Below are 19,403 nucleotides of genomic sequence, written 5' to 3'. Positions count from 1 at the left end.
GTATGGCGTTATCTCGCGCGTTGCGCACTGAAAGGAGGCGTACAAATCCTGTGCCGGGTATTCAAATGATCGGCGCGCGCCTCCCGGGCGCATGCGCGATCAACGCATCAAGCAGACCGAGTGTACGCTGCAAACGTTCGCGCGAAAGACCGCCGCCTATCGAAACCCGCAAGGCAGGTTCGACGCGCGACGGGTCTACCGCAAAGGCTTCGGCGGGGACGACGGACAGCCCAGCGGGTCGTAGCGCATTGACGATCTCGGCAGACGAGGCGCCCGGCGGAAGCGGTAACCACAGGTGATAGCCAGCAGGCTGTGACGCATAGGGCAGCTCGGCTAGAATTCGTGCGGCGATCGCCTGTCGCACTACCGACTCAGCGCGCACCTCACCGACCAGTTCAGCAAAACCACCGTTGCGCAGCCACAGGCTGACGAGCGCCGCGTTCAGCGGCGGCGCCATCACCGTTGTCTCGTGCAGGTCGGAAGCGAGCCGCCACGCGTGACGCGTGGAAGGCGCGCGCAGCCACGCCACGCGCAAACCCGGCGACACGATCTTCGACACGCTGGCGATATGCCAGGTCCGTTCGGGTGCCAACGTCGCAAGTGACGGCAGCGGCGCATCGGCAAGCTGACCATAGGCGTCGTCTTCGATCAGGATCAGACCGTGTCGTTCGGCCACAGCCGCGATCGCGCGGCGACGCTCGATCCCCATAGTCGCCGTCGTCGGATTGTCGTTCTCGGGCACGACATATACCGCCTTGGCCCCTGCAACACATGCGCGCTCGAGTGAATCTGGTAGCAGACCCTCTTGATCGGTGGCGATCGGAATGATGTTGAGCCCGTAGCGACGCGCAATCGAGAGAAAGCCTGGATAAGCATAAGCTCCGGCACAGACCGAGTCGCCGCGCAGCAAGATAGCGCTGACGATCGCGTGAAGCGCATTCTGCCCCCCGCTGGTGATCAGCACCGTATCTTCAGGGGCGGCGATACCGCGCTTCCGCAAGGCAGCGGCCGCAGCAGCGCGATCCACAGGCGTGCCGCCACTCGGTTGATATTGCAACATGGCTAACCCGTGCGGTTGCGCCAGCAGTTCGGCGACCCCCTCGCGTAAACGCCGGGCGAGCGTGCTCCCCTCAGGCTCCGGCGGAAGGTTCATTCCTGTATCGACCGGCGTCGACTCCAATGCGGGCGTAACCGCCGCACTATCACTGACAAAGCTGCCGCGACGGCCGCCGCCTTCGATCAGTCCGGCATGGCGAACCTCATTATATGCCTTCGTCACCGTCGTCAGATCGATCGACAACTGCTCCGCCAGCACACGCTGCGGCGGCAGCCGGTCCCCCGGGCGGAGTACGCCGCGCGCAATGTCGCGCGAAAGTGCCGCGGCGATCGCTAAATATTTCGGGCCGGACAGCTCGGTGAGATCGGGGGTCCAGGTTTGCATGGTTTTCTCTTGACATTGCATGGCATGAATGGCCATACATAAATGCGACATTGCAGTGGCTACTATGCGGTTTGCTGAAGCAATGGACAACCCCGGAGTTGCACAAATGCTCAGCATCGACCGCTCTCCGGAAGCGTCCCCACACCCGACCAAGGGCCTGCCGCGTCAACGCGGGCCTGCATACGCTGCCCGCGCAATGGCAAGTTCGCTCTGTTTGGCAGGTCGCCCAACTTGCGCAGCGGCTGAACGGCGCGCGCGGCGCGCTCGTCGAAGCGCTCGATTTGGGCCGTAGCATATCGAGCAAGCGGCTCGGGTACGCTACACAGTTCTGTTCGCGTTAGTTGGTTGATAGCAATATCGACTTGGCAATAAATTGTTTTTGCCTCCTACTATTGGTAAAAGCAGTCATCGGGAATATTAGCTGATGAGCGATCAACCGGTATACATAAACCCCTTCAAAGGATATATCCGATCGCTAGTGACTAGCATCGGCGGGTCGAATATGGTCATCAGCCAGGTCAGCTCGGTAGATTTGGGTAACAAGATTCATTTATCCTCTGAAGCTGAAGACGCCTTTGTGATTGCATACCAGCTTAGCGACCTGCCCAGCTACGACGTGTGGAACGACGGTCGGCACAAACAAAGATCCGCCGAAGAGAAATCAACTTTTAGGATATTCGCATTACACGCCAATACCCTGGCCCACATCGATGCATGCGTTGATTTTCTTCTAATACATATTCCGCGACCTGCCCTTGTTGCGCTTGCGGACGCCAACGATGTGCCACCAATTGACTGGATTTCTACGCAAGCCAAGGATCCTAATCACGACTCGGTGCTGACGGGTGTACATCACAGCATTCTCCATCTGCTTTCCCACCCCGATGCACATCATCGTCTCGTGCGCGAACATCTCATGCTGACGTTGTTGTCTCACGTCGCGACGCGCTACGGTGGGATGACGTTGCAGCGGACACGCGGCGGCGGGCTAGCGCCATGGCAAGTTCGCCGAGCAAAAGAAGCGCTTGGAGACGACCTCGGCACGAATATCTCGCTGACCGACCTGGCGCTGCATTGCGCGTTGTCACCCAGTCATTTCTCACGTGCGTTCAAGGTATCTACCGGCCTATCGCCGTTTGCTTGGCTTCAACAACATCGCGTCGAGCGCGCGAAAGACATGCTTCGACACACCGATGTTTCCTTGGCCGAAATAGCAATCTCATGTGGCTTCGCCGATCAAAGCCATCTCGGCCGGTTATTTGCACGCCAAGTCGGCACTCCCCCCGGCTCGTGGCAGCGCGCGCATCGCTCCAATAATTAAAACAGCAGTACTGTTCCAGAAACAGCGCTGATGTTCGATCCCCACTGGGGTGAGACCGATAGGAGATTGGCGACGGCATGATCGTCGTAAAATCCTTTCGGAGCCGAGACCATGCCAGACGACGCCGAGCAAACCACTGCAGCAACCATGATCGGCTCACGTCGCGACATCTTGCTGGGCGCCACCGCTGTCGCTGGCATGGTCCTGGCGCAGCCAGCCATCGCCGCCGCCAGACGCGTCCACCCGAAATCCTCAGGAGAGACACCCATGACCACCATCACAGTCAAGGACGGCACCCAGATCTTCTACAAGGAGTGGGGCACCGGTCAGCCGATCGTTTTTCATCACGGTTGGCCGCTCAGCGGCGACGATTGGGATGCGCAGATGATGTATTTCTCGGCCAGAGGCTTTCGCGTCATCGCGCATGACCGCCGCGGTCATGGCCGGTCCAGCCCCGCGTCGATGGGGAACGACATGGACACCTATGCTGCCGACGTCGCAGCGGTCACAGCGCATCTCGGCGTGCGCGATGCGATCCACATCGGCCACTCGACCGGCGGTGGCGAGGCGATCCGCTATGTCGCGAAATACGGCAGTGGCGGCCGCGTCGCCAAGGCGGTGTTGATCGGCGCGATCCCGCCACGGTTGTCGCGCTCAGCGACCAACCCCAACGGCGTTCCACCCGAGGCGATCGACGGCATCCGCGCGGGCACCGCAGCGAACCGCGCGGACTTCTATAACGGTTTTGCGACCGGGCCGTTCTACGGCTTCAACCGTGCGGGTGCGAAGGTGTTGCCTGCGGTCTCCGAAAACTGGATGCGGCAGGCGATGGTCGGCGACATCAAGGCGCAATATGACTGCATCACCGCGTTCGCCGACACCGATTTCACCGCCGACCTTCAATCTATCGATCAACCCGTGCTGATCCTGCACGGCGAGGACGATCAGATCTGCCCGATCGACACGACCGGGCGGATGGCGGTCAAGCTGCTCAAGAACGGTTCGATCAATACTTATCCCGGCTATCCGCACGGCATGGCGACAATCCATGCCGACGTGCTGAACCCCGACATCCTGGCGTTCATTCGCAGCTAGTCAGCGGGGCGAGCGGGCATTGGCTCCGCTCGCCCCGGCTACCGTCCAGACCTGGACACAGCGCCCCGGTGCTGTGGGAGCAAAGCCATGACCAACGCCAAGCCGCCCACCAACCTGACCCACGAAACCGGCACGCCGGTCATCGACAACATGAACATCCAGACAGCCGGCCCAAAGTGATCGAAGACGCCGCACGCGCCGTAAAATAGGCACTGCACCCTAATTTCTCGATTATTCAATTAAAGGAATTCGTCATGCGCGCTCTTCGCTCGCTACCCTTCGTCGTGGTTGCCGCAGCTATGCTCGGAGCGGCCGCTTTCGCCAGTCCCTATTCGGATATCAACGCGGCGGCAAAAGCCGGCCCGATCAAGACGCATCGGCTGCGTGGCGGCATCGCCATGCTGGAAGGGTCAGGCGGCAACATCACCGCGCTACCGGGCCGAAACGGCTTCTTCCTCGTGGACACCGGCATTGCTGTGTCGAAATCGATGATCCTGACAAGCCTTGAAGCGATCGGTCCGGGCAAAATCCGGCTTGCGGTCGACACCCATTGGCACTAGGATCACGCCGACGGGAATGGCTGGGTGCGTGCGCAGGGCGCCAGCATCATCGCCGACCGGGTCGCGGTGCAGCGCTTGCAGCAGACCGTGCGCGTCGTCGAATGGGAAAACACGTTCAGGCCCAAGCCAAAGGCCGCCTTGCCCGACATCGTGATCACCGGCGACCGCACGTTGCGTGAGAATGGTGAGACGATCCGCATTCGGCACTACAAGCACGGACATACCGACGGCGACATGTCGGTCTATTTCGTCAACGCTGATGTCCTGTCGACCGGCGACACATTCTGGAACGGGCAATATCCGTTCATTGATTATGTTACCGGTGGCAGCATCAACGGCGCGATCGCCGCGGCCAACGCGAACATCGCAATGTCGACGGCCCACACCATCATCGTGCCAGGCCACGGCCCGGTCGGCGATCTTAAATCGCAGATCTCCTTTCGCGACATGCTGGTGACGATCCGCAACCGTGTGGCGGCCCTCAAGCGCAAGGGCCTTACATTGGCCCAGGCACAGGCAGCTACGCCAACCAAAGACCTCGATGCTAAATGGGGACGATCGGTCATCAGCGGCAAGCTGTTCACGGCGCTCGTCTATCGCGGCGTCTGAAACGCCTGAAGGAATCGCTACCATTAATGGTTTGCGATGACGTCGTGGACCCTAGTTCTGGTGCAGTTTCGATGCGCCGTTACTGGTCGTGCTAGCGACTGGCTGACCATCGACCGATCGCGGCAGGTCAAGCCGCCTCATGTCTGACGGTAAACTGATGTCGGTTAATTATTTCACGCATTCCATCAGGAGCCCACCGTGGCAAAAACAGTTCTTATCACCGGTTGCTCGTCGGGATTTGGGAAAGCGTCTGCCCTGCTATTTTGCGAGCGTGGCTGGAATGTCATCGCCACCATGCGCGATACTTCAAAGGCTGGCGATCTGGCATCCAGCGAAGCGATCCTGGTAACCCGACTGGACGTCGAAGATAACAGTTCGATTGAACCGGCAATCACCGCTGGTCTTGATCGGTTCGGGATCATCGACGCAGTCGTCAACAATGCGGGCTATGGCTTGTTCTCTATCTTCGAAGGCACACCGCGCGAGGCGATACAGCGACAGTTCGACGTGAACCTGTTCGGGATGATGGACGTCACGCGCGCAATCCTGCCGCATTTTCGCGACCAGCGTTCAGGTACGATCGTAAATCTTAGCTCGGGAGCCGGTGTCTTTGGCGCGCCGATGGCGTCCGTTTACAGCGCTTCGAAGTTCGCGCTCGAGGGCTTTTCGGAGGCGTTGTGGTATGAACTGGCAGCGCTAGGAATACGGGTGAAGCTGATCGAGCCGGGCGGCGCGCCTAGCACCGGCTTCGTCGCACGCTCGGGCGCGGAGGGCAGCGTCGTGCCGATCCACGCCGACTATTACCCGTTTCTCGAGCATATTTCCCAGGTCTATGGCAGCATGGCGGGAGCTGCTGACCCCGATGCTGTCCGAAAAGTCGCTTCGTGCGTCTTCGAGGCCGTAACCGATGGCTTGGACCGCCTGCGTTACGCTCCCACCGATGACGTTCAACCCATCTTGGACGCGCGCCGTCAAACCTCGGAGGAACAGTACGAAGCATTTGTCCGTGGCCGCTTCGCTCTTTCGAAGCCGCAGGGGGATGCAGCGCATCAGAGCATCTTCAGCTGAATTCCGACCTTAATCGAAGGCGGGCCGGTCCAGCGCTGCCGGCGAAAAGACGGATCGACCTAGCTGGGAACTCCCAATGGAAGGCGACCAACACATGACCCACCCTAAGCCACTCCACTTTGTCACCCTGCTCGGCAGCCTGCGGAAGGGGAGCTACCATGCGGCGCTCGCCGGCGCCCTTCCCTCGCTTGCGCCGGACGGCGTCACGGTCGCCGCGCTCGGTTCGATCGGAGAATTGTCTCATTATGACGCCGATCTCCAAGCCGACGGCTTCCCGCCCGCTGTGCTGGCGATGGCTGACGCCATTCGATCCGCGGACGGGGTGATCATCGTGACGCCCGAGTATAATTACTCCTTTCCCGGCGCTCTTAAAAACGCGCTTGATTGGTTATCGCGGGTGACGCCCCAGCCACTCGCCGGCAAGCCCGTTGCGATCCAGACCGGCTCGCCAGGCATGATTGGCGGCGCGCGCGCGCAATATCACCTCCGCCAAGTCATGGTCTTTCTCGATGCAAACGTTCTGAATAGGCCGGAGATCATGGTGGGCGGCATGACGAACAAGATCGATCCCGAGACGGGCGAAATCATCGACGAAGCCACCGCAGGCTTGATAGCTCAGCAGCTGACCGCTCTGGCGTCTGCAGCGCGGTAGCATCACAGTCAGCGGTAGATACGGAGTCGCGGGAAAGAAGGATTCGACGCTCAGCGCGCGTCACTGGAGCCCAGGCTGGATAATTTCGCGCCCGCATCCGAGCGCAGATGCGGGCTGCAAGATCATTCACGTCTAGCCAGTTCTGTTCTTCGTGCAGCAGCAAGCAGCCGGACACGCTCGAGACCGTCCGTTGTTTCGTTTGCGCAAAGAACACGCCGCGGCTGGTCGTCGATCACCACGTGCTGATGCGCTTAACCACGAACCCGCCGACCGCCGGGCAGGTCCGTTCGGCACGCTGCCTTTTGCAGCGCTTCTCAAACAAGGAGACACGACAGCATCACTCGGCGGTGGCAACCATGGCTGGCTAGACGCCAAGCACCACTTCTCGTTCGCGAGTTATCATGATCCTAAGCGGGAAAGCTGGGGCAACCTGCGCGTGTGGAATGACGACACGATCGCGCCGCAGTCCGGCTTTCCGCCGCACCCGCACCGCGACATGGAGATCATTACCTATGTCCGTGAAGGCGCGATCACGCACGAGGACAATCTCGGCAATCTGGCCGGACAGAAGCGGGCGACGTCCAGGTGATGTCGGCGGGTACAGGCATCGCGCATGCGGAGTATAACAAGGAAGACGTCCCTACGAAGATCTTCCAGATATGGCTTCAGCCGACCCGCACGGGTGGGAAGCCGACCTGGGGCGCGCGTCCCTTTCCAAAGGGCGCGCGCTCAGGCCGCTTCGTGACGCTGGCATCCGGCTTCGACAATGACGACGACGCGCTGCCGATCCGTACCGATGCGCGCGTCGTCGGTGCCACGCCGAAAGCCGGCGAGACGGCGGAATACCCGCTTGGCAAGAACCGGCGCGGGTATCTGGTGCCCGCGACCGGTGCGGTCGAGGGTGACGCCAGGCTATGCTTTAGGACATAGCCCTGAAGCCGCAATCACTCCGAGATCTTGACGAACCCCAGCTGGACCAGCTGGGACGTCCGGGCCATCGCATCGGTGTTGACCTTGATGTCTGGGAGCAGATCGGAATTGACCCAGCCATGGGCTTTTGCCGTCGCGCCACAGAGTTCGATACCCACGCCGCGCTCAATGAGGTCGGCCACCAAGCCCTTATATGGGTTTCCGGTGGAGATGTTGCGGTCGCTGTTATACGCCTCGTCGTGCAACGCGACGTGCCCCGCGTTCGTATGGAAGACGGCGATGACGTCCGACGTCGCACCCCAGTCGGCGACGTCGCCGGTGATGAGATTGAGATGGAAGAGCGGCGCGGGCAGATCGCCCTCGAATGCGAGCGCACTGATGCTGAAGACGATTTTCAAGTCGGTCAGCGTGACCGGAATATCGATGCGAAGTTCGGTGTTTTCCATTCTGATTGTCCTTTGATAGGTTGGGCAGCTATCGCTGCGGCGTCGACGCGAGCCTGATGAAAAACGGTCCGACGGACAATTTATAAGTCGCCGAAGCGGGTTCGGGAGCGAGGGCGCCGCTCCGGCGACCCGTCCTCAGCCGTGTCGGGCCTTGGAACCTCCGAACATCGTCTTGGCGTAGGTCACGCCCAAGCCGTAGGCGCCGCCCAGTTTCCGGGCGATTGCCGTCGTCGCTTCATAGGTCGCGGCGCGCGCCCAGTCGCGCTGCAGCTCGAGCAGATACTGCACGGCGGTCATCGGCCGGGCGCCAAGCTGGATCATGCGCTGGATGGCGCGCTCGTGGGCCTCGTCCGATACGTCGCCGCAGGCATCTGCGATGACGTAGACGTCGAAGCCTTGCTCGAGCGCCGATGAAAAGGGCGGCGAGAATGCGATCTGCAAACCGATCGCCAGAGAAACCGCGGGAATGCAACCGAAGCAGATTACGATCAAGGCGGGGCCATCGGCGAGGTCGGCAAAAGCATAACTGAGTCCGCAATTTGAGCACTCACTGTGCAATTCCAGAAAGCCGTCGAACAATTGTCCTTTGCCGCAACGCGGGCCGCGACCGCGTAAGCCCTCCCGCAACGAGTTCACCATGGGATAAACCATCGGCGGCACGTCAACGGCGGGATCGGTTTCGAGCATTTTGGCCACTCCGGGGTTACCCACCGCACACGCCAGCCCCATAAGGCAGAATGCAATGTCGCTTTTATGTATGCTTGCAGGTCCATGCATTGTCAAGGGAGGACGCATGCAATAGCCGAAGCCGAAATTCACTGGTCGGCCGTGCTCGAACATTTGAAAGCTCGGATCGTCAGTTCGCTAGCTGCCGAGCACGAGCATTCCGCAAGCAGGACAAACTGTCCTATTGCATGGCTTATGCGTCAGGTGCATGTAGCTCTTAGGCCATACAACAGGCGTCGCCGACGCTTCCATCTGGTCGGAGAACCGTCATGGATTTCGGCTTCGACGCACTCACGTTGGCGCGCGCGCAGTTCGCGTTCACCATCTCGTTCCATTTCGTCTTTCCCGCCTTTTCCATCGGTTTGGCTAGCTACTTGATGGTGCTGGAAGGCCTTTGGCTAAAGACGGGGAAGGGCGTTTACGCCAACCTGTATCGCTACTGGCTCAAAATCTTCGCGGTGACGTTCGGGATGGGCGTCGTCTCGGGCATCGTCATGTCCTATCAGTTCGGAACGAACTGGGCCGTCTTTTCGGACAAGGCCGGACCGATCGTCGGACCGCTCATGGCGTACGAGGTGCTTACCGCCTTCTTCCTGGAGGCGGGCTTTCTCGGCGTCATGCTGTTCGGGATCAGCAAAGTCGGCAAGAGGCTGCACTTCTTCGCCACGTGCATGGTAGCGCTCGGAACGCTGATCTCGGCGACCTGGATCACGGCAGCTAACAGCTGGATGCATACGCCGGCGGGGTTCGTGATCAATGCCAAAGGGCAGTTCATGCCCGCGGGTTCGTGGCTTCCGATCATCTTCAATCCGAGCTTCCCGTATCGCTTGGTGCATGTCGTGATCGCCGCGTTTCTAACGACTTCGCTGGTCGCCGCCGCGGTCGGGGCGTGGCACTTGTTGCGCGACAGGGAAAACCCCGGAGCCCGCAAGATGTTCTCGATGGCGATGGGCATGATCGCGATCGCCGCCCCCCTGCAGATAGTCGCAGGCGACATGCATGGGCTGAACACTCTCGAGCATCAGACGCCGAAGATTCTCGCGATGGAGGGGGATTTCGAGCCCAGTCCCGATGGCGCTCCGCTGATCCTGTTCGGCATCCCCAGCCAGAAGGACGCCAAGGTCTACTACAAGGTCGAGATTCCCCAACTCGGCTCGCTCATCCTGAAGCATGCGCCGAACGCGCCACTCGCTGGACTCAAGGATTATCCACGCTCGAAATGGCCACCGGTACCGATCATCTTCTGGTCCTTCCGCCTCATGGTCGGGCTCGGGATGGCGATGTTGGCGCTGGCTGCATGGGGGCTTTGGGCACGCCTGCGTCATCGGCTTTATGACACGCGGTGGTTGCACCGCGCTGCGGTTACGATGGGGCCGACCGGGTTCGTCGCCGTGCTGGCCGGCTGGGTGACGACGGAGGTCGGGCGGCAACCTTATACCGTCTACGGCTTCCTGCTCACCGCACAGTCACGCTCCCCGCTGGGGGCACCGGCTGTCGCGGCGTCGCTGCTGGCTTTCGTTGTCGTCTATTTCGCGGTGTTCGGTGCCGGAACCTACTACCTGTTGCGGCTGATGGCACACGCTCCGCACGCCCATGAGAGCGAGCCGGCCCATATTCCGCAACGGGCGGCCGGGCTCGTTCCCGCCGCTGGCCTGGAGTGACGTCGATGAACCTCGATCTTGCCGCGACATGGGCTGCCATCCTGGCCTTTTCCATATTCGCCTACGTCGTGATGGACGGCTTCGACCTCGGCATCGGCATCCTCTTCCCTGGCTTCGCGATCGGGGACGAGCGCGACCAGGCGATGAATTCGATCGCGCCGGTGTGGGATGGAAACGAGACGTGGCTCGTACTGGGTGGCGGCGGGCTGATGGCGGCCTTTCCATTGGCTTACGCCATCATCCTGCCTGCGACCTATCCCCTGGTCATAGCGATGCTACTTGGCCTCGTGTTCCGCGGCGTGGCGTTCGAGTTCCGTTGGCGCGATCCGCGGCATCGCGCCGTGTGGGATATCGCCTTCTGTGCAGGGTCGGTCGTGGCGACGCTGGCCCAGGGCATGATGCTGGGAGCGGTGCTACAGGGCATACATGTCGTTGGGCGCGGCTATGGCGGCGGGTGGCTGGACTGGCTGACGCCGTTCAGTGTCCTGACTGGTGTGGCGCTGCTCACCGGCTACGCGCTGCTCGGAGCGTCCTGGCTGATTGGAAAAACCGAGGGCGCTGCGCAGTTGCATGCGCGCCGGATGGCGTTCCGGCTCGGCATCGCAATGCTGATTGCAATAGCTGCCGTCAGCGCGGCGACGCCGCTGCTCGCGTTCGACTACTGGCGGCGGTGGTTCGCCTTTCCGGGTGTGCTGCTGACGGCGCAGGTGCCGCTGCTCGTGATCGTCACGGCGGTCTTGTTCTTCTGCAGTCTCGCACGTGGACACGAGCGGGCACCCTTCCTGCTCACGCTGGCGATGTTCGCATTGGGCTTTGCCGGGCTTGGGATCAGCATATTCCCCTATGTCGTGCCCCGCGCGGTAACGATATGGGACGCCGCGGCGCCGGACGGCAGCCTGACGTTCCTGCTGGTCGGGACGGTCGCCATAATCCCCATCATCATCGCTTATACCGCGTGGGCCTATTGGGTGTTTCGCGGCAAAGCAGGCGTGGCGGGCTATCACTGATGCCTGTTCCCCAAACACTTCCCCGTTGGCGACGGGTCGCCTGGATGATGCTGATCTGGCTGGGTAGCGTGCTTGGCCTCGGCGCTGTGTCGCTCGTCATCCGGTTCTGGCTCCACGCGTGAGCTTTCGACCCCAGGCCGCATTACCCAACACGATAGAAGATCGGATCTCCCTGTGACGACCATTCTCAAAGACGCTGACACGGTAGCGAACGCGTTCGAAGCGGCAATGAAGGCGTTGCCGCTGATCGCGATTCTACGCGGCATCACGCCAGCCGAGATCGACGCGACGGGCGATCTCCTGGTCGAAGCCGGGTTCCGCCTGATTGAAGTGCCGCTGACATCGCCCGACGCCTTCGCGAGCATCGCGCGGCTGGTCAAACGGGTCGGTCCTGACATCGTCGTTGGGGCGGGGACGGTCCGTACTGTTTCGCAGCTTCGCGAACTCGTCGATTGCGGGGGGCGCCTGATGGTCACGCCGCATGGAGACGTTGCATTGATCCGCGCCGCCAAGGCGCTGGCGCTCCATGCCATGCCCGGGGTGGCAACGCCGACGGAGGGCTTCGCGGCGATCGATGCCGGTGCCGACGGCTTGAAGATATTTCCTGCGGATACGCTGGCGCCCTCGACCTTGCGGGCATGGCGGACGGTGATGGGCGACACTCTGCTTTGCCCGACGGGCGGCATCGAGCCCACGACGATGAAAGACTATGTTGCGGCAGGGGCGTCGGGCTTCGGGCTCGGCTCGGCTTTGTATGCGCGTGGGGCGTCGTTCGCCGACACGCGTAGGCGCGCGGACACCTTCATTGCGGCTTGGAACGGCGTTCACGGGCGATGAGTGCAGTCCAGATTGGGCGGGACGTTTCTGCTGTCCGGGAAGAGACCCTCGTCCAAATCGCGGCGCGCTTGACGTTGTCACTCGGTGCGCCTCGACCTGCGATCTTCTGGCTCGACCTCTTGGGTTCGGCCGGTCTCGGCTATCTCGCGCTGGCGACGGCGTGCAGCGACCTTGCGGTCTGGGTCAGACTGCTTGCCGGTGCAGTCTCGATTCTGGCGCTCTACCGCGCAGAGAGCTTCATCCACGAACTCTGCCATTTGAAGAGCGGCGCTGTTCGCGGCTTCGCGCTGGCCTGGAACCTGTTGATCGGTATCCCGTTGCTCACGCCGTCGTTCCTCTACGACGGGGTGCATAACCTCCACCATGCGCGGACACGGTACGGGACTGCGGAGGATCCCGAATATCTGAGGCTAGCGGCCATGTCTCCTTGGACGCTGCCCATGTCCGTGGCCATGGCCAGCTTCGCGCCGTTGCTGTTGATTGTTAGGTTTGCGCTGTTGGCGCCGCTGTCCGCGATCGTGCCGCCGCTGCGTCGAATATTGGTCGAACGTTTCTCCGCATTGACGATCAATCCCGCTTTCCGGCGCGAGCCCCCTCGGGGGCAGCAGCGGCGGCAGTGGATGTTGCTTGAAAGCGCGGCCAGCGCGTGGGCCATCGCCGTGCTTGCTGGCGCGATCGCCGGGCTGATCCCACTCCGCGTTCTCCTGACAGGCGCCGCGGTCCTGTCCGGGATCGCCGTGCTGAACCAGATACGGACTCTGGCGGCCCACCTGTGGGAGAGTGACGGCAAGCCGCTCAGCGTGACCGAGCAGTATCTCGACAGCGTGAACGTGCCGCCCCCGGGATGGCTACCCGAGCTTTGGGCGCCCGTCGGCCTGCGCTATCATGCTCTGCACCACCTCCTGCCGGGAATCCCCTATCACCGGCTCGGCGAAGCGCACCGTCGATTGACCTCCGCGCTTCCCCCCGGCTCAGGTTTCGAACGCGCCGATCATCGGGGACTTGCGTCCGCATTGCTCCGGCTCGTCCGCGCCTCCGGCGGATCAGCGGTATGAGGGCGCCACTCACCGACTTCCGTTGGAATGGCGAGACCATAAACTTCATAGCCGAGGGCGCGGGGCCGCCGCTGGTTCTGCTGCATGGTCTAGGCGGCAACGCGAACAACTGGCTGCCCCAGCGAACCGTGCTGAAGCGAGAACATCTGGTGCTGTCGCTGGATTTCCCCGGTCATGGCCGGTCCTCGGGGCGCGATGTCGGCTTCGGGGAATATTGGAAAGTCATCGAGGCGCTGCTCGATCATCTGGAGATTGATTCCGCAGCGCTGTGCGGTCTTTCGAAGGGGGCCCGTGCCGGGCTCGCGTTGACGTCCCGGCGCCCGGCCCGGGTCGAGCGGATCATCGTCGTCAACGCATTCGTGCATCTCGAACCGGCGGACAAGGTAAGTCGGCTCGCTCTCTACGACTTGCTTGGCGAGCCGGGCGGGATGATCGAATGGGCGCAGCAGCTTCTCGAGCGGATGGGCGTCTCGGACCGTCCTGCGATCGTCCGCGGGTTCATGAACTCTCTTGCGATGATCGATCCCACGCATATCCGTCGCATCTTCGCGGAGCTGGTCGAATACGAACAAGGTCCTGAGCTCGCGCAGATCGCGTGTCCGGTGCTGATCGTTCGTGGGGAAAAAGACGCCTTCGTTCCAGCCTATTGCGCCCGTGATCTCAACCATCGGCTTCAGGACAGCCTCATCGTTCGAATGGTCGATTGCGGTCATTTGCCGTATCTTGAGAATCCCGTCGCCTTCAACGAGATCGCCGCTGCCTTCCTATCAGGCGACCCCGAAGGCCCAAGCCGTCCTGCAGGCGGTTACAAACCAACGTTCTGTTAGACGATATCGCCATTATTCGTGCGGACTTACGACCTTAGCCATTTCGGCCGGTTGTTCGATCGACACGTCGGCGCACGCCCAGGGTTGTGGCACCGCGGGTATCGCTCCGGGCAATTAATAAGCAGTACTGTTCCAGAAACAGCACCGATGTTCGATCCGCGATCGGGTGAGCACGATAGGTGATTAGCGGCGGCACAATCGTCGAAGCTCTTTTCCGGAGCGGAGAACATGTTCCGTCACAAGTCGGATAACACTCCGCACGACATTCTAACAATCGGCGATCGCACGCTGCGCGCGATTGTCGACGGAAAATTGAGCCGTTCGATCATCAATGGAAGGCTGTTCGAAGCAATCATCTATCAAGGTGCCTGAGATGTCAGCTGATCCCGACCAAGAAATCAAGGAACATATGATGACTGCAATCGCCACCACAACGCCCGCCGTTTCGTTGCTTACGCCGATCAACCATACGCTGGTCATCATCGATTTTCAGTCGCAGATGGCCTTTGCAACGAAGTCTATCACCATCGAGTTGCTACGAAACAACGCTGCGCTCGTCGGTCAGGCTGCAGTTACTTTTGGTGTGTCGACGATCCTGACCACCGTTGCCGAGAAGACCTTCTCCGGGCCGATGTTCGACGAACTGCACGAAGCGTTTCCCGGCCATCCGGTGATCGAACGTACGTCGATGAACAGTTGGGAGGACGATCAGGTCGTCGCCGAAGTAAACCGGATCGGCAACGGCCGTATCGTGTTCGCCGGTCTGTGGACCAGCGTCTGTATCGTCGGACCGGTTTCCCAAGGCGCTTTGGCACGGTCCGACCGGGGCCAAGGAGGTGACCGTCTGGTGCAGCAACGATTATCTCGGGATGGGTCAGGATCCGGCGGTGCTAGCGGCTATGCACGAAACCATCGCAGCGTCCGGCGCTGGTGCGGGGGGCACGCGCAACATTTCGGGCACCAACCGCCACCATGTCGCGCTTGAGGCGGAACTGGCAGATTTGCACGACAAGGAGGCTTCCCTGATCTTCACGTCGGGATGGATATCCAACCTCGCCAGTCTCGGCACATTGGGGAAACTGCTTCCGGCCTGCGCCATATTCTCCGATGCACTGAATCACAATTCGATGATCGAGGGGATCCGACGTTCAGGTGCCGAGCGCTTCATCTTCAAGCATAATGACGTCGCTGATCTTGAGCGACAGCTCACATCGGTTGCTTCCGACCGCCCCAAGATTATCGCATTCGAAAGCGTTTACTCGATGGACGGCGATATCGCGCCGATTGCGGCCATCTGCGACCTCGCCGAGCGCTATGGCGCCCTCACCTACCTCGATGAAGTCCATGCCGTCGGCATGTACGGCGCGAAGGGAGGCGGAATTGCGCAGCGTGATGGCGTCGGCGATCGGATCACCCTGATCGAAGGGACGCTCGCCAAGGCTTTCGGCGTGATGGGCGGCTATGTCGCAGGACCTGCGCTGCTGATCGACGTGATCCGTAGCTTTGCGGATAGCTTTATTTTCACCACTTCGCTCTGTCCTCATCTCGCAGCCGGCGCCCTTGCCGCGATCCGCCAATTGAAGACGGATTCAACGTTGCGAGAACGCCAGCAAGCAAACGCAACGCGGTTGAAGAACCTGCTGCGCGCTGCTGGATTCACCCTCAGCCACACGCAGAGTCACCTCGTCCCGGTGCTGGTCGGCGACGCGCATCTTTGCAGAGCGATGAGCGAATACTTGCTTGATCGGCATCACATCTACGTTCAACCGATCAACTATCCAACAGTTGCGGTCGGTCAGGAACGGCTGCGGATCACGCCTACGCCCGCCCATAGCGAAAGTGACATTCAAGCGCTCGTTACGGCGTTGGTGGAGGCACGGACGAACTGCTCAGAACTGGCCCGAGCCGCCTAGGCTCGCGCAAGAGGACCCGTTGCAACGAACAACCTGGGCGCTTCGGGGACAATCACTGGAAGCATGCTCATCGGCGGCCAAGCCGTGACAGGCGCAGGTGGCAACCTCTCGGCGATCAATCCGAGCACGGGCCATCCACTTGAGCCGATCTTGGCGGCGCGACGTCGACAGATCTCGATCGGGCGTGCGCGTTGGCCTCAGACGTGTTCGACGAGTTTCGTGAAACGGCCCCATAAGTTCGTACGGCGCTCCTCGACGCCATCGCCGAACGCCTCGATGCGCGGGGCGATACGCCCGTCGACCGCTGCGTTCTCGAGACGGGACTGCCGCGAGCCCCTCTGGAGGGAGAGCGTATTCGTACATTGCGGCAACCCAGAATGTTCGCGAACGTAGCTCGCGATGGCATCTATATCGGGGCCAGGGTCGATCCCGCCATACCGGAGCGCCAGCCGCCTCGCGTCGACATCCGGATGCGCAACATTCCCGGGCCTATCGCGGGCAATCCTCCCCGGTCCCTCCGCGGCGATACCGAAAGCGTCCACGCGCTGTCGGTCGGCGCGCGCGAACTGCCACGCCGGGTGCGCACCTTCCTCGATTTCGTGGTTCCCCGCCTGCGCGCGTTCGTACAGGCCTCGGGCGGCTGAGCATGCGCGTCAGTCGGCGGCGTCGAGCACGCGGATGATCCGGCGGTCCGGAATCAGCCACAGCGCGATGACGGATACGTACAGCCCGATCGCGATCCAGCGGCTGACGAACGCCAGCGGCACCGCCAGCGTATAGAGCGCGATGCTCCCCCAACCCTTCCAGTCCGAGCCGATCGCGCGGGCGACTGCGGAGGTCTTTCCGTTGCAGGCGATGATCGCGCGTTCGGTCAGCGTATAGCCGATCGCGGCGAGCCCGAGGACGATCCCGTAGGCGGCAGTCGCACCCGCCGCGAACTGGCTTTCGTCGAGCCAGCGGATCACGAAAGGCACCAGGCTGAGCCAGAACAGCAGGAACAGGTTCGCCCACAACACGCGCCCGTCGATCCGATCGACCGCGTGGAACATGTGGTGATGATTGTTCCAGTAGAGCCCGACGTTCACGAAGCTCAGCAGATAGGCGAGCAGGACGGGGGCGCTTCCGGCCAAACCGTGGAGATCGCCGGTCTCGGGAACCTTCAGTTCCAGCACCATGATCGTGATGATGATCGCGACGACGCCGTCGGTGAACGCCTCTAGCCGTCCCGGCCCCATTCGACGTCCGCTCATACTCGCTCCGTGCCGATAATGGTTGTCGAGGCAGCATAGCAGGGCAATTGTCGCACGTCCCAGCGGCGGCCGTCACCCGCGGCGGAATATGTCGGTTATCCGCAAATTTCGTTTCGGTTCGACAATAATGGTGCGGGATCGGCGCGCATTGACGAGCGGACGCCTGCCTTTGGGATATACGCACATGAAAATCTGGATCGCTTGCCTTGCGACGGTCACGGCGATGCTCGCCCCTTTGGCCAGCGCCGACGCCCAGCAGACGCCGCGGCCGACGATCGTCCTCGTCCACGGCGCGTTTGCGGAGTCCGGGTCGTGGAACGGGGTGATCGAGCGGTTGCGCGCGGACGGCTATACCGTGATCGCCGCGTCGAACCCGTTGCGCGGCGTGGCCAGCGATGCCGCGTCGGTCGCGGGTGTGGTCAACGCGGTGACGACGCCGGTGGTGCTGGTCGGGCATTCCTATGGCGGGCCCGTCATCACCGAAGCAGCAGCGCACGCGGGCAACGTCAAGGCGCTGGTCTATGTCGCGGCGTTCGCGCCGGATACCGGCGAGAGCGCGATCGCGCTGACCGGCAAGTTTCCCGGTGCCACGCTGGGCGCCGCGCTGGCGCCGCCGGTCGTGCTGCCCGACGGGACCAAGGATCTCTACATCCAGCGCGACAAGTTCGCGCATCAGTTCGCCGCGGACGTGCCCGCCGCGCAGGCCACGCTGATGGCCGCGACGCAGCGCCCGGTCGCCGAGGCCGCGCTGAACGAGACGGCGGTGACGCCGTCGTGGAAGACGATCCCGTCCTGGTTCATCTACGGCAGCGCCGACCTGAACATTCCGCCCGCCGTGCAGGCCTTCATGGCGGAGCGCGCGGGGTCCAGGAAGACTGTCGTCGTCGCCGGTGCCTCGCATGTCGTGATGACGTCCAATCCGAAGGCCGTCACCGCGCTCATCGAAGAGGCCGCCACCGCGCAATAGCCGCGATGCCATACCCGGAAGCGATCAGGACATTCCGATGCCAGACATGATGCGAGAAATCTCCCGGCGAACCGTCGTCATCGGCGCCGCAACCGCCGCGGCGGCGGCCAGCTTGCTGCCGGCGACGGCAATCGCCTCCCCCTTTCCCCATCCAGACGGAGTACCGAGAATGAGCAGCGGATTCATCAAGACCAAGGACGGCGTCGACATCTTCTACAAGGACTGGGGTCCGAAGGCCGCGCAGCCGATCGTGTTCCACCATGGCTGGCCGCTGTCGTCGGACGACTGGGACACGCAGATGCTGTTCTTCCTCGCCGAGGGCTTCCGCGTCGTCGCGCATGATCGCCGCGGGCATGGCCGATCGTCGCAGGCCGATACCGGCAACGACATGGATCATTATGCCGCCGATGCCTCTGCGGTCGCCGAGCATCTCGACCTGAGGAATGCAGTGCATATCGGCCACTCGACCGGCGGCGGCGAAGTCGCGCGCTATGTCGCGAAATTCGGCCAGCCACAGGGTCGCGTCGCCAAGATGGTGCTGGTCAGCGCGGTACCGCCAATGATGCTCAAGACTGAAAGCAATCCGGGCGGCCTGCCGATGTCGGTGTTCGATGGCCTGCGCAAGGCGCTCGCCGACAACCGCGCGCAATTCTACCTCGATCTCGCCTCGGGGCCTTTCTACGGCTTCAACCGCCCAACCGAAAAGCTCTCGCAGGGGGTCGTCGACAATTGGTGGCGCCAGGGCATGATGGACGGTGCACTCGCGCAGTACGACGGGATCAAGGCGTTCTCCGAGACCGATCAGACTGCGGATCTGAAGGCGATCACCGTGCCGACGCTCGTCCTGCAGGGCGACGACGACCAGATCGTGCCGTATGAAAACGCCGCGGTGCTGCAGGCCAAGCTGCTGAAGAACGCCACGCTGAAGATCTACAAAGGGTATCCGCACGGGATGCTGACGACGCACGCGGACGTCATCAATCCGGACCTGCTCGCGTTCGTGAAGAGCTGAGCGCTCGATGACTGATGCGGGAGGGT

The 19,403-nt window shown here is 61.9% G+C and carries 21 protein-coding genes and 2 pseudogenes; 19 read left to right on the top strand and 4 right to left on the bottom strand.

The annotated features are described in order from the left end of the window. Positions 1 to 61: 61 nt before the first annotated feature. Positions 62 to 1,477, bottom strand: a complete 1,416-nt coding sequence (locus AC3D24_RS14790) for an aminotransferase-like domain-containing protein (protein WP_489031781.1) — start codon at positions 1,475 to 1,477, stop codon at positions 62 to 64. A gap of 388 nt (positions 1,478 to 1,865) precedes the next feature. Here AC3D24_RS14790 and AC3D24_RS14785 point away from each other — a divergent pair, with 388 nt between their 5' ends. The 7 genes and pseudogenes from AC3D24_RS14785 to AC3D24_RS14755 all read left to right on the top strand — a co-directional run. Further along, positions 1,866 to 2,762, top strand: a complete 897-nt coding sequence (locus AC3D24_RS14785; RefSeq protein WP_489031779.1) for a helix-turn-helix domain-containing protein — start codon at positions 1,866 to 1,868, stop codon at positions 2,760 to 2,762. Positions 2,763 to 3,029: 267 nt separating this feature from the next. After that, positions 3,030 to 3,857, top strand: a complete 828-nt coding sequence (locus AC3D24_RS14780) for an alpha/beta fold hydrolase (RefSeq protein ID WP_489031777.1) — start codon at positions 3,030 to 3,032, stop codon at positions 3,855 to 3,857. A gap of 254 nt (positions 3,858 to 4,111) precedes the next feature. Then, positions 4,112 to 4,417 (top strand): hypothetical protein, encoded by a 306-nt coding sequence (locus AC3D24_RS14775; RefSeq protein WP_489031775.1) that lies wholly within the window; start codon positions 4,112 to 4,114, stop codon positions 4,415 to 4,417. A 24-nt stretch (positions 4,418 to 4,441) separates the two neighbouring features. Continuing rightward, on the top strand, positions 4,442 to 5,026 hold the full coding sequence (locus AC3D24_RS14770) for an MBL fold metallo-hydrolase (protein ID WP_489031773.1): 585 nt from the start codon (positions 4,442 to 4,444) through the stop codon (positions 5,024 to 5,026). Between the two features lie 198 nt (positions 5,027 to 5,224). After that, positions 5,225 to 6,094, top strand: coding sequence for an SDR family oxidoreductase (locus AC3D24_RS14765; RefSeq protein ID WP_489031771.1), 870 nt, complete (start codon positions 5,225 to 5,227; stop codon positions 6,092 to 6,094). 76 nt (positions 6,095 to 6,170) lie between these two features. Next, positions 6,171 to 6,746 (top strand): NADPH-dependent FMN reductase, encoded by a 576-nt coding sequence (locus AC3D24_RS14760; protein WP_489031769.1) that lies wholly within the window; start codon positions 6,171 to 6,173, stop codon positions 6,744 to 6,746. 295 nt (positions 6,747 to 7,041) lie between these two features. Further along, positions 7,042 to 7,652: pseudogene (locus tag AC3D24_RS14755) on the top strand (pirin family protein); the annotation flags it as partial. Positions 7,653 to 7,690: 38 nt separating this feature from the next. Here the strand turns inward: AC3D24_RS14755 and AC3D24_RS14750 are convergent. Both AC3D24_RS14750 and AC3D24_RS14745 read right to left on the bottom strand, forming a co-directional pair. Then, positions 7,691 to 8,122 carry a DsrE family protein gene (locus tag AC3D24_RS14750; RefSeq protein WP_489031767.1) on the bottom strand — a complete coding sequence of 144 codons (432 nt, stop codon included), beginning with the start codon at positions 8,120 to 8,122 and terminating at the stop codon, positions 7,691 to 7,693. A 135-nt stretch (positions 8,123 to 8,257) separates the two neighbouring features. Next, positions 8,258 to 8,809: a DUF983 domain-containing protein gene (locus tag AC3D24_RS14745; RefSeq protein ID WP_489031765.1), complete on the bottom strand. Its 552-nt coding sequence runs from the start codon at positions 8,807 to 8,809 to the stop codon at positions 8,258 to 8,260. 308 nt (positions 8,810 to 9,117) lie between these two features. Here AC3D24_RS14745 and AC3D24_RS14740 point away from each other — a divergent pair, with 308 nt between their 5' ends. The 10 genes and pseudogenes from AC3D24_RS14740 (at position 9,118) to AC3D24_RS14695 (ending at position 16,792) form a co-directional block, all read left to right on the top strand. After that, positions 9,118 to 10,509, top strand: a complete 1,392-nt coding sequence (locus AC3D24_RS14740; protein WP_489031763.1) for a cytochrome ubiquinol oxidase subunit I — start codon at positions 9,118 to 9,120, stop codon at positions 10,507 to 10,509. A gap of 5 nt (positions 10,510 to 10,514) precedes the next feature. Beyond that, positions 10,515 to 11,516, top strand: a complete 1,002-nt coding sequence (gene cydB, locus AC3D24_RS14735; protein WP_489031761.1) for a cytochrome d ubiquinol oxidase subunit II — start codon at positions 10,515 to 10,517, stop codon at positions 11,514 to 11,516. Continuing rightward, the gene (locus AC3D24_RS14730) at positions 11,516 to 11,638 is read left to right on the top strand and encodes a DUF2474 domain-containing protein (protein ID WP_489031759.1); all 123 of its coding nucleotides are present in this window, start codon (positions 11,516 to 11,518) and stop codon (positions 11,636 to 11,638) included. The genes cydB and AC3D24_RS14730 overlap by 1 nt, the downstream gene beginning before the upstream one ends. A 52-nt stretch (positions 11,639 to 11,690) precedes the next feature. Next, a complete protein-coding gene (locus AC3D24_RS14725) occupies positions 11,691 to 12,353 on the top strand; it encodes a 2-dehydro-3-deoxy-6-phosphogalactonate aldolase (protein WP_489031757.1) in 663 nt (220 codons plus the stop codon). A 68-nt stretch (positions 12,354 to 12,421) separates the two neighbouring features. After that, positions 12,422 to 13,408, top strand: coding sequence for a fatty acid desaturase family protein (locus tag AC3D24_RS14720; protein ID WP_489031755.1), 987 nt, complete (start codon positions 12,422 to 12,424; stop codon positions 13,406 to 13,408). Beyond that, positions 13,405 to 14,235, top strand: a complete 831-nt coding sequence (locus AC3D24_RS14715) for an alpha/beta fold hydrolase (RefSeq protein WP_489031753.1) — start codon at positions 13,405 to 13,407, stop codon at positions 14,233 to 14,235. The genes AC3D24_RS14720 and AC3D24_RS14715 overlap by 4 nt, the downstream gene beginning before the upstream one ends. Before the next feature lie 228 nt (positions 14,236 to 14,463). Then, positions 14,464 to 14,607, top strand: coding sequence for a hypothetical protein (locus tag AC3D24_RS14710; RefSeq protein ID WP_489031751.1), 144 nt, complete (start codon positions 14,464 to 14,466; stop codon positions 14,605 to 14,607). 40 nt (positions 14,608 to 14,647) lie between these two features. After that, a pseudogene (locus AC3D24_RS14705) lies at positions 14,648 to 15,034 on the top strand (isochorismatase family protein); the annotation flags it as partial. A 37-nt stretch (positions 15,035 to 15,071) separates the two neighbouring features. Beyond that, positions 15,072 to 16,148: a 5-aminolevulinate synthase gene (gene hemA, locus AC3D24_RS14700; protein ID WP_489031749.1), complete on the top strand. Its 1,077-nt coding sequence runs from the start codon at positions 15,072 to 15,074 to the stop codon at positions 16,146 to 16,148. 377 nt (positions 16,149 to 16,525) lie between these two features. Then, positions 16,526 to 16,792, top strand: coding sequence for a hypothetical protein (locus tag AC3D24_RS14695; protein ID WP_489031747.1), 267 nt, complete (start codon positions 16,526 to 16,528; stop codon positions 16,790 to 16,792). Positions 16,793 to 16,801: 9 nt separating this feature from the next. Here AC3D24_RS14695 and AC3D24_RS14690 read toward each other — a convergent pair whose 3' ends face one another. After that, positions 16,802 to 17,398, bottom strand: coding sequence for a TMEM175 family protein (locus tag AC3D24_RS14690; RefSeq protein ID WP_353444099.1), 597 nt, complete (start codon positions 17,396 to 17,398; stop codon positions 16,802 to 16,804). Positions 17,399 to 17,582: 184 nt separating this feature from the next. Between AC3D24_RS14690 and AC3D24_RS14685 the strand changes: the two genes are divergently transcribed. Then, on the top strand, positions 17,583 to 18,365 hold the full coding sequence (locus AC3D24_RS14685) for an alpha/beta fold hydrolase (protein WP_489031745.1): 783 nt from the start codon (positions 17,583 to 17,585) through the stop codon (positions 18,363 to 18,365). Positions 18,366 to 18,534: 169 nt separating this feature from the next. Continuing rightward, positions 18,535 to 19,377 (top strand): alpha/beta fold hydrolase, encoded by an 843-nt coding sequence (locus AC3D24_RS14680; protein ID WP_489031743.1) that lies wholly within the window; start codon positions 18,535 to 18,537, stop codon positions 19,375 to 19,377. Positions 19,378 to 19,403: the final 26 nt, after the last annotated feature.

It is taken from the genome of Sphingomonas sp. SL1004 (assembly GCF_057815015.1).
The sequence above is the reverse complement of the archived record's forward strand: the minus strand, read 5'-3'. Positions and strand labels throughout refer to the sequence as shown.

Coding starts and splice junctions, on each gene's coding strand:
- AC3D24_RS14790 (WP_489031781.1), bottom strand. CDS start 1,477: ATGGCCATTCATGCCATGCAATGTCAAGAGAAAACCATGCAAACCTGG.
- AC3D24_RS14785 (WP_489031779.1), top strand. CDS start 1,866: ATGAGCGATCAACCGGTATACATAAACCCCTTCAAAGGATATATCCGA.
- AC3D24_RS14780 (WP_489031777.1), top strand. CDS start 3,030: ATGACCACCATCACAGTCAAGGACGGCACCCAGATCTTCTACAAGGAG.
- AC3D24_RS14775 (WP_489031775.1), top strand. CDS start 4,112: ATGCGCGCTCTTCGCTCGCTACCCTTCGTCGTGGTTGCCGCAGCTATG.
- AC3D24_RS14760 (WP_489031769.1), top strand. CDS start 6,171: ATGGAAGGCGACCAACACATGACCCACCCTAAGCCACTCCACTTTGTC.
- AC3D24_RS14750 (WP_489031767.1), bottom strand. CDS start 8,122: ATGGAAAACACCGAACTTCGCATCGATATTCCGGTCACGCTGACCGAC.
- AC3D24_RS14745 (WP_489031765.1), bottom strand. CDS start 8,809: ATGCTCGAAACCGATCCCGCCGTTGACGTGCCGCCGATGGTTTATCCC.
- AC3D24_RS14740 (WP_489031763.1), top strand. CDS start 9,118: ATGGATTTCGGCTTCGACGCACTCACGTTGGCGCGCGCGCAGTTCGCG.
- cydB (WP_489031761.1), top strand. CDS start 10,515: ATGAACCTCGATCTTGCCGCGACATGGGCTGCCATCCTGGCCTTTTCC.
- AC3D24_RS14730 (WP_489031759.1), top strand. CDS start 11,516: ATGCCTGTTCCCCAAACACTTCCCCGTTGGCGACGGGTCGCCTGGATG.
- AC3D24_RS14715 (WP_489031753.1), top strand. CDS start 13,405: ATGAGGGCGCCACTCACCGACTTCCGTTGGAATGGCGAGACCATAAAC.
- AC3D24_RS14710 (WP_489031751.1), top strand. CDS start 14,464: ATGTTCCGTCACAAGTCGGATAACACTCCGCACGACATTCTAACAATC.
- AC3D24_RS14695 (WP_489031747.1), top strand. CDS start 16,526: ATGTTCGCGAACGTAGCTCGCGATGGCATCTATATCGGGGCCAGGGTC.
- AC3D24_RS14690 (WP_353444099.1), bottom strand. CDS start 17,398: ATGAGCGGACGTCGAATGGGGCCGGGACGGCTAGAGGCGTTCACCGAC.
- AC3D24_RS14685 (WP_489031745.1), top strand. CDS start 17,583: ATGAAAATCTGGATCGCTTGCCTTGCGACGGTCACGGCGATGCTCGCC.
- AC3D24_RS14680 (WP_489031743.1), top strand. CDS start 18,535: ATGAGCAGCGGATTCATCAAGACCAAGGACGGCGTCGACATCTTCTAC.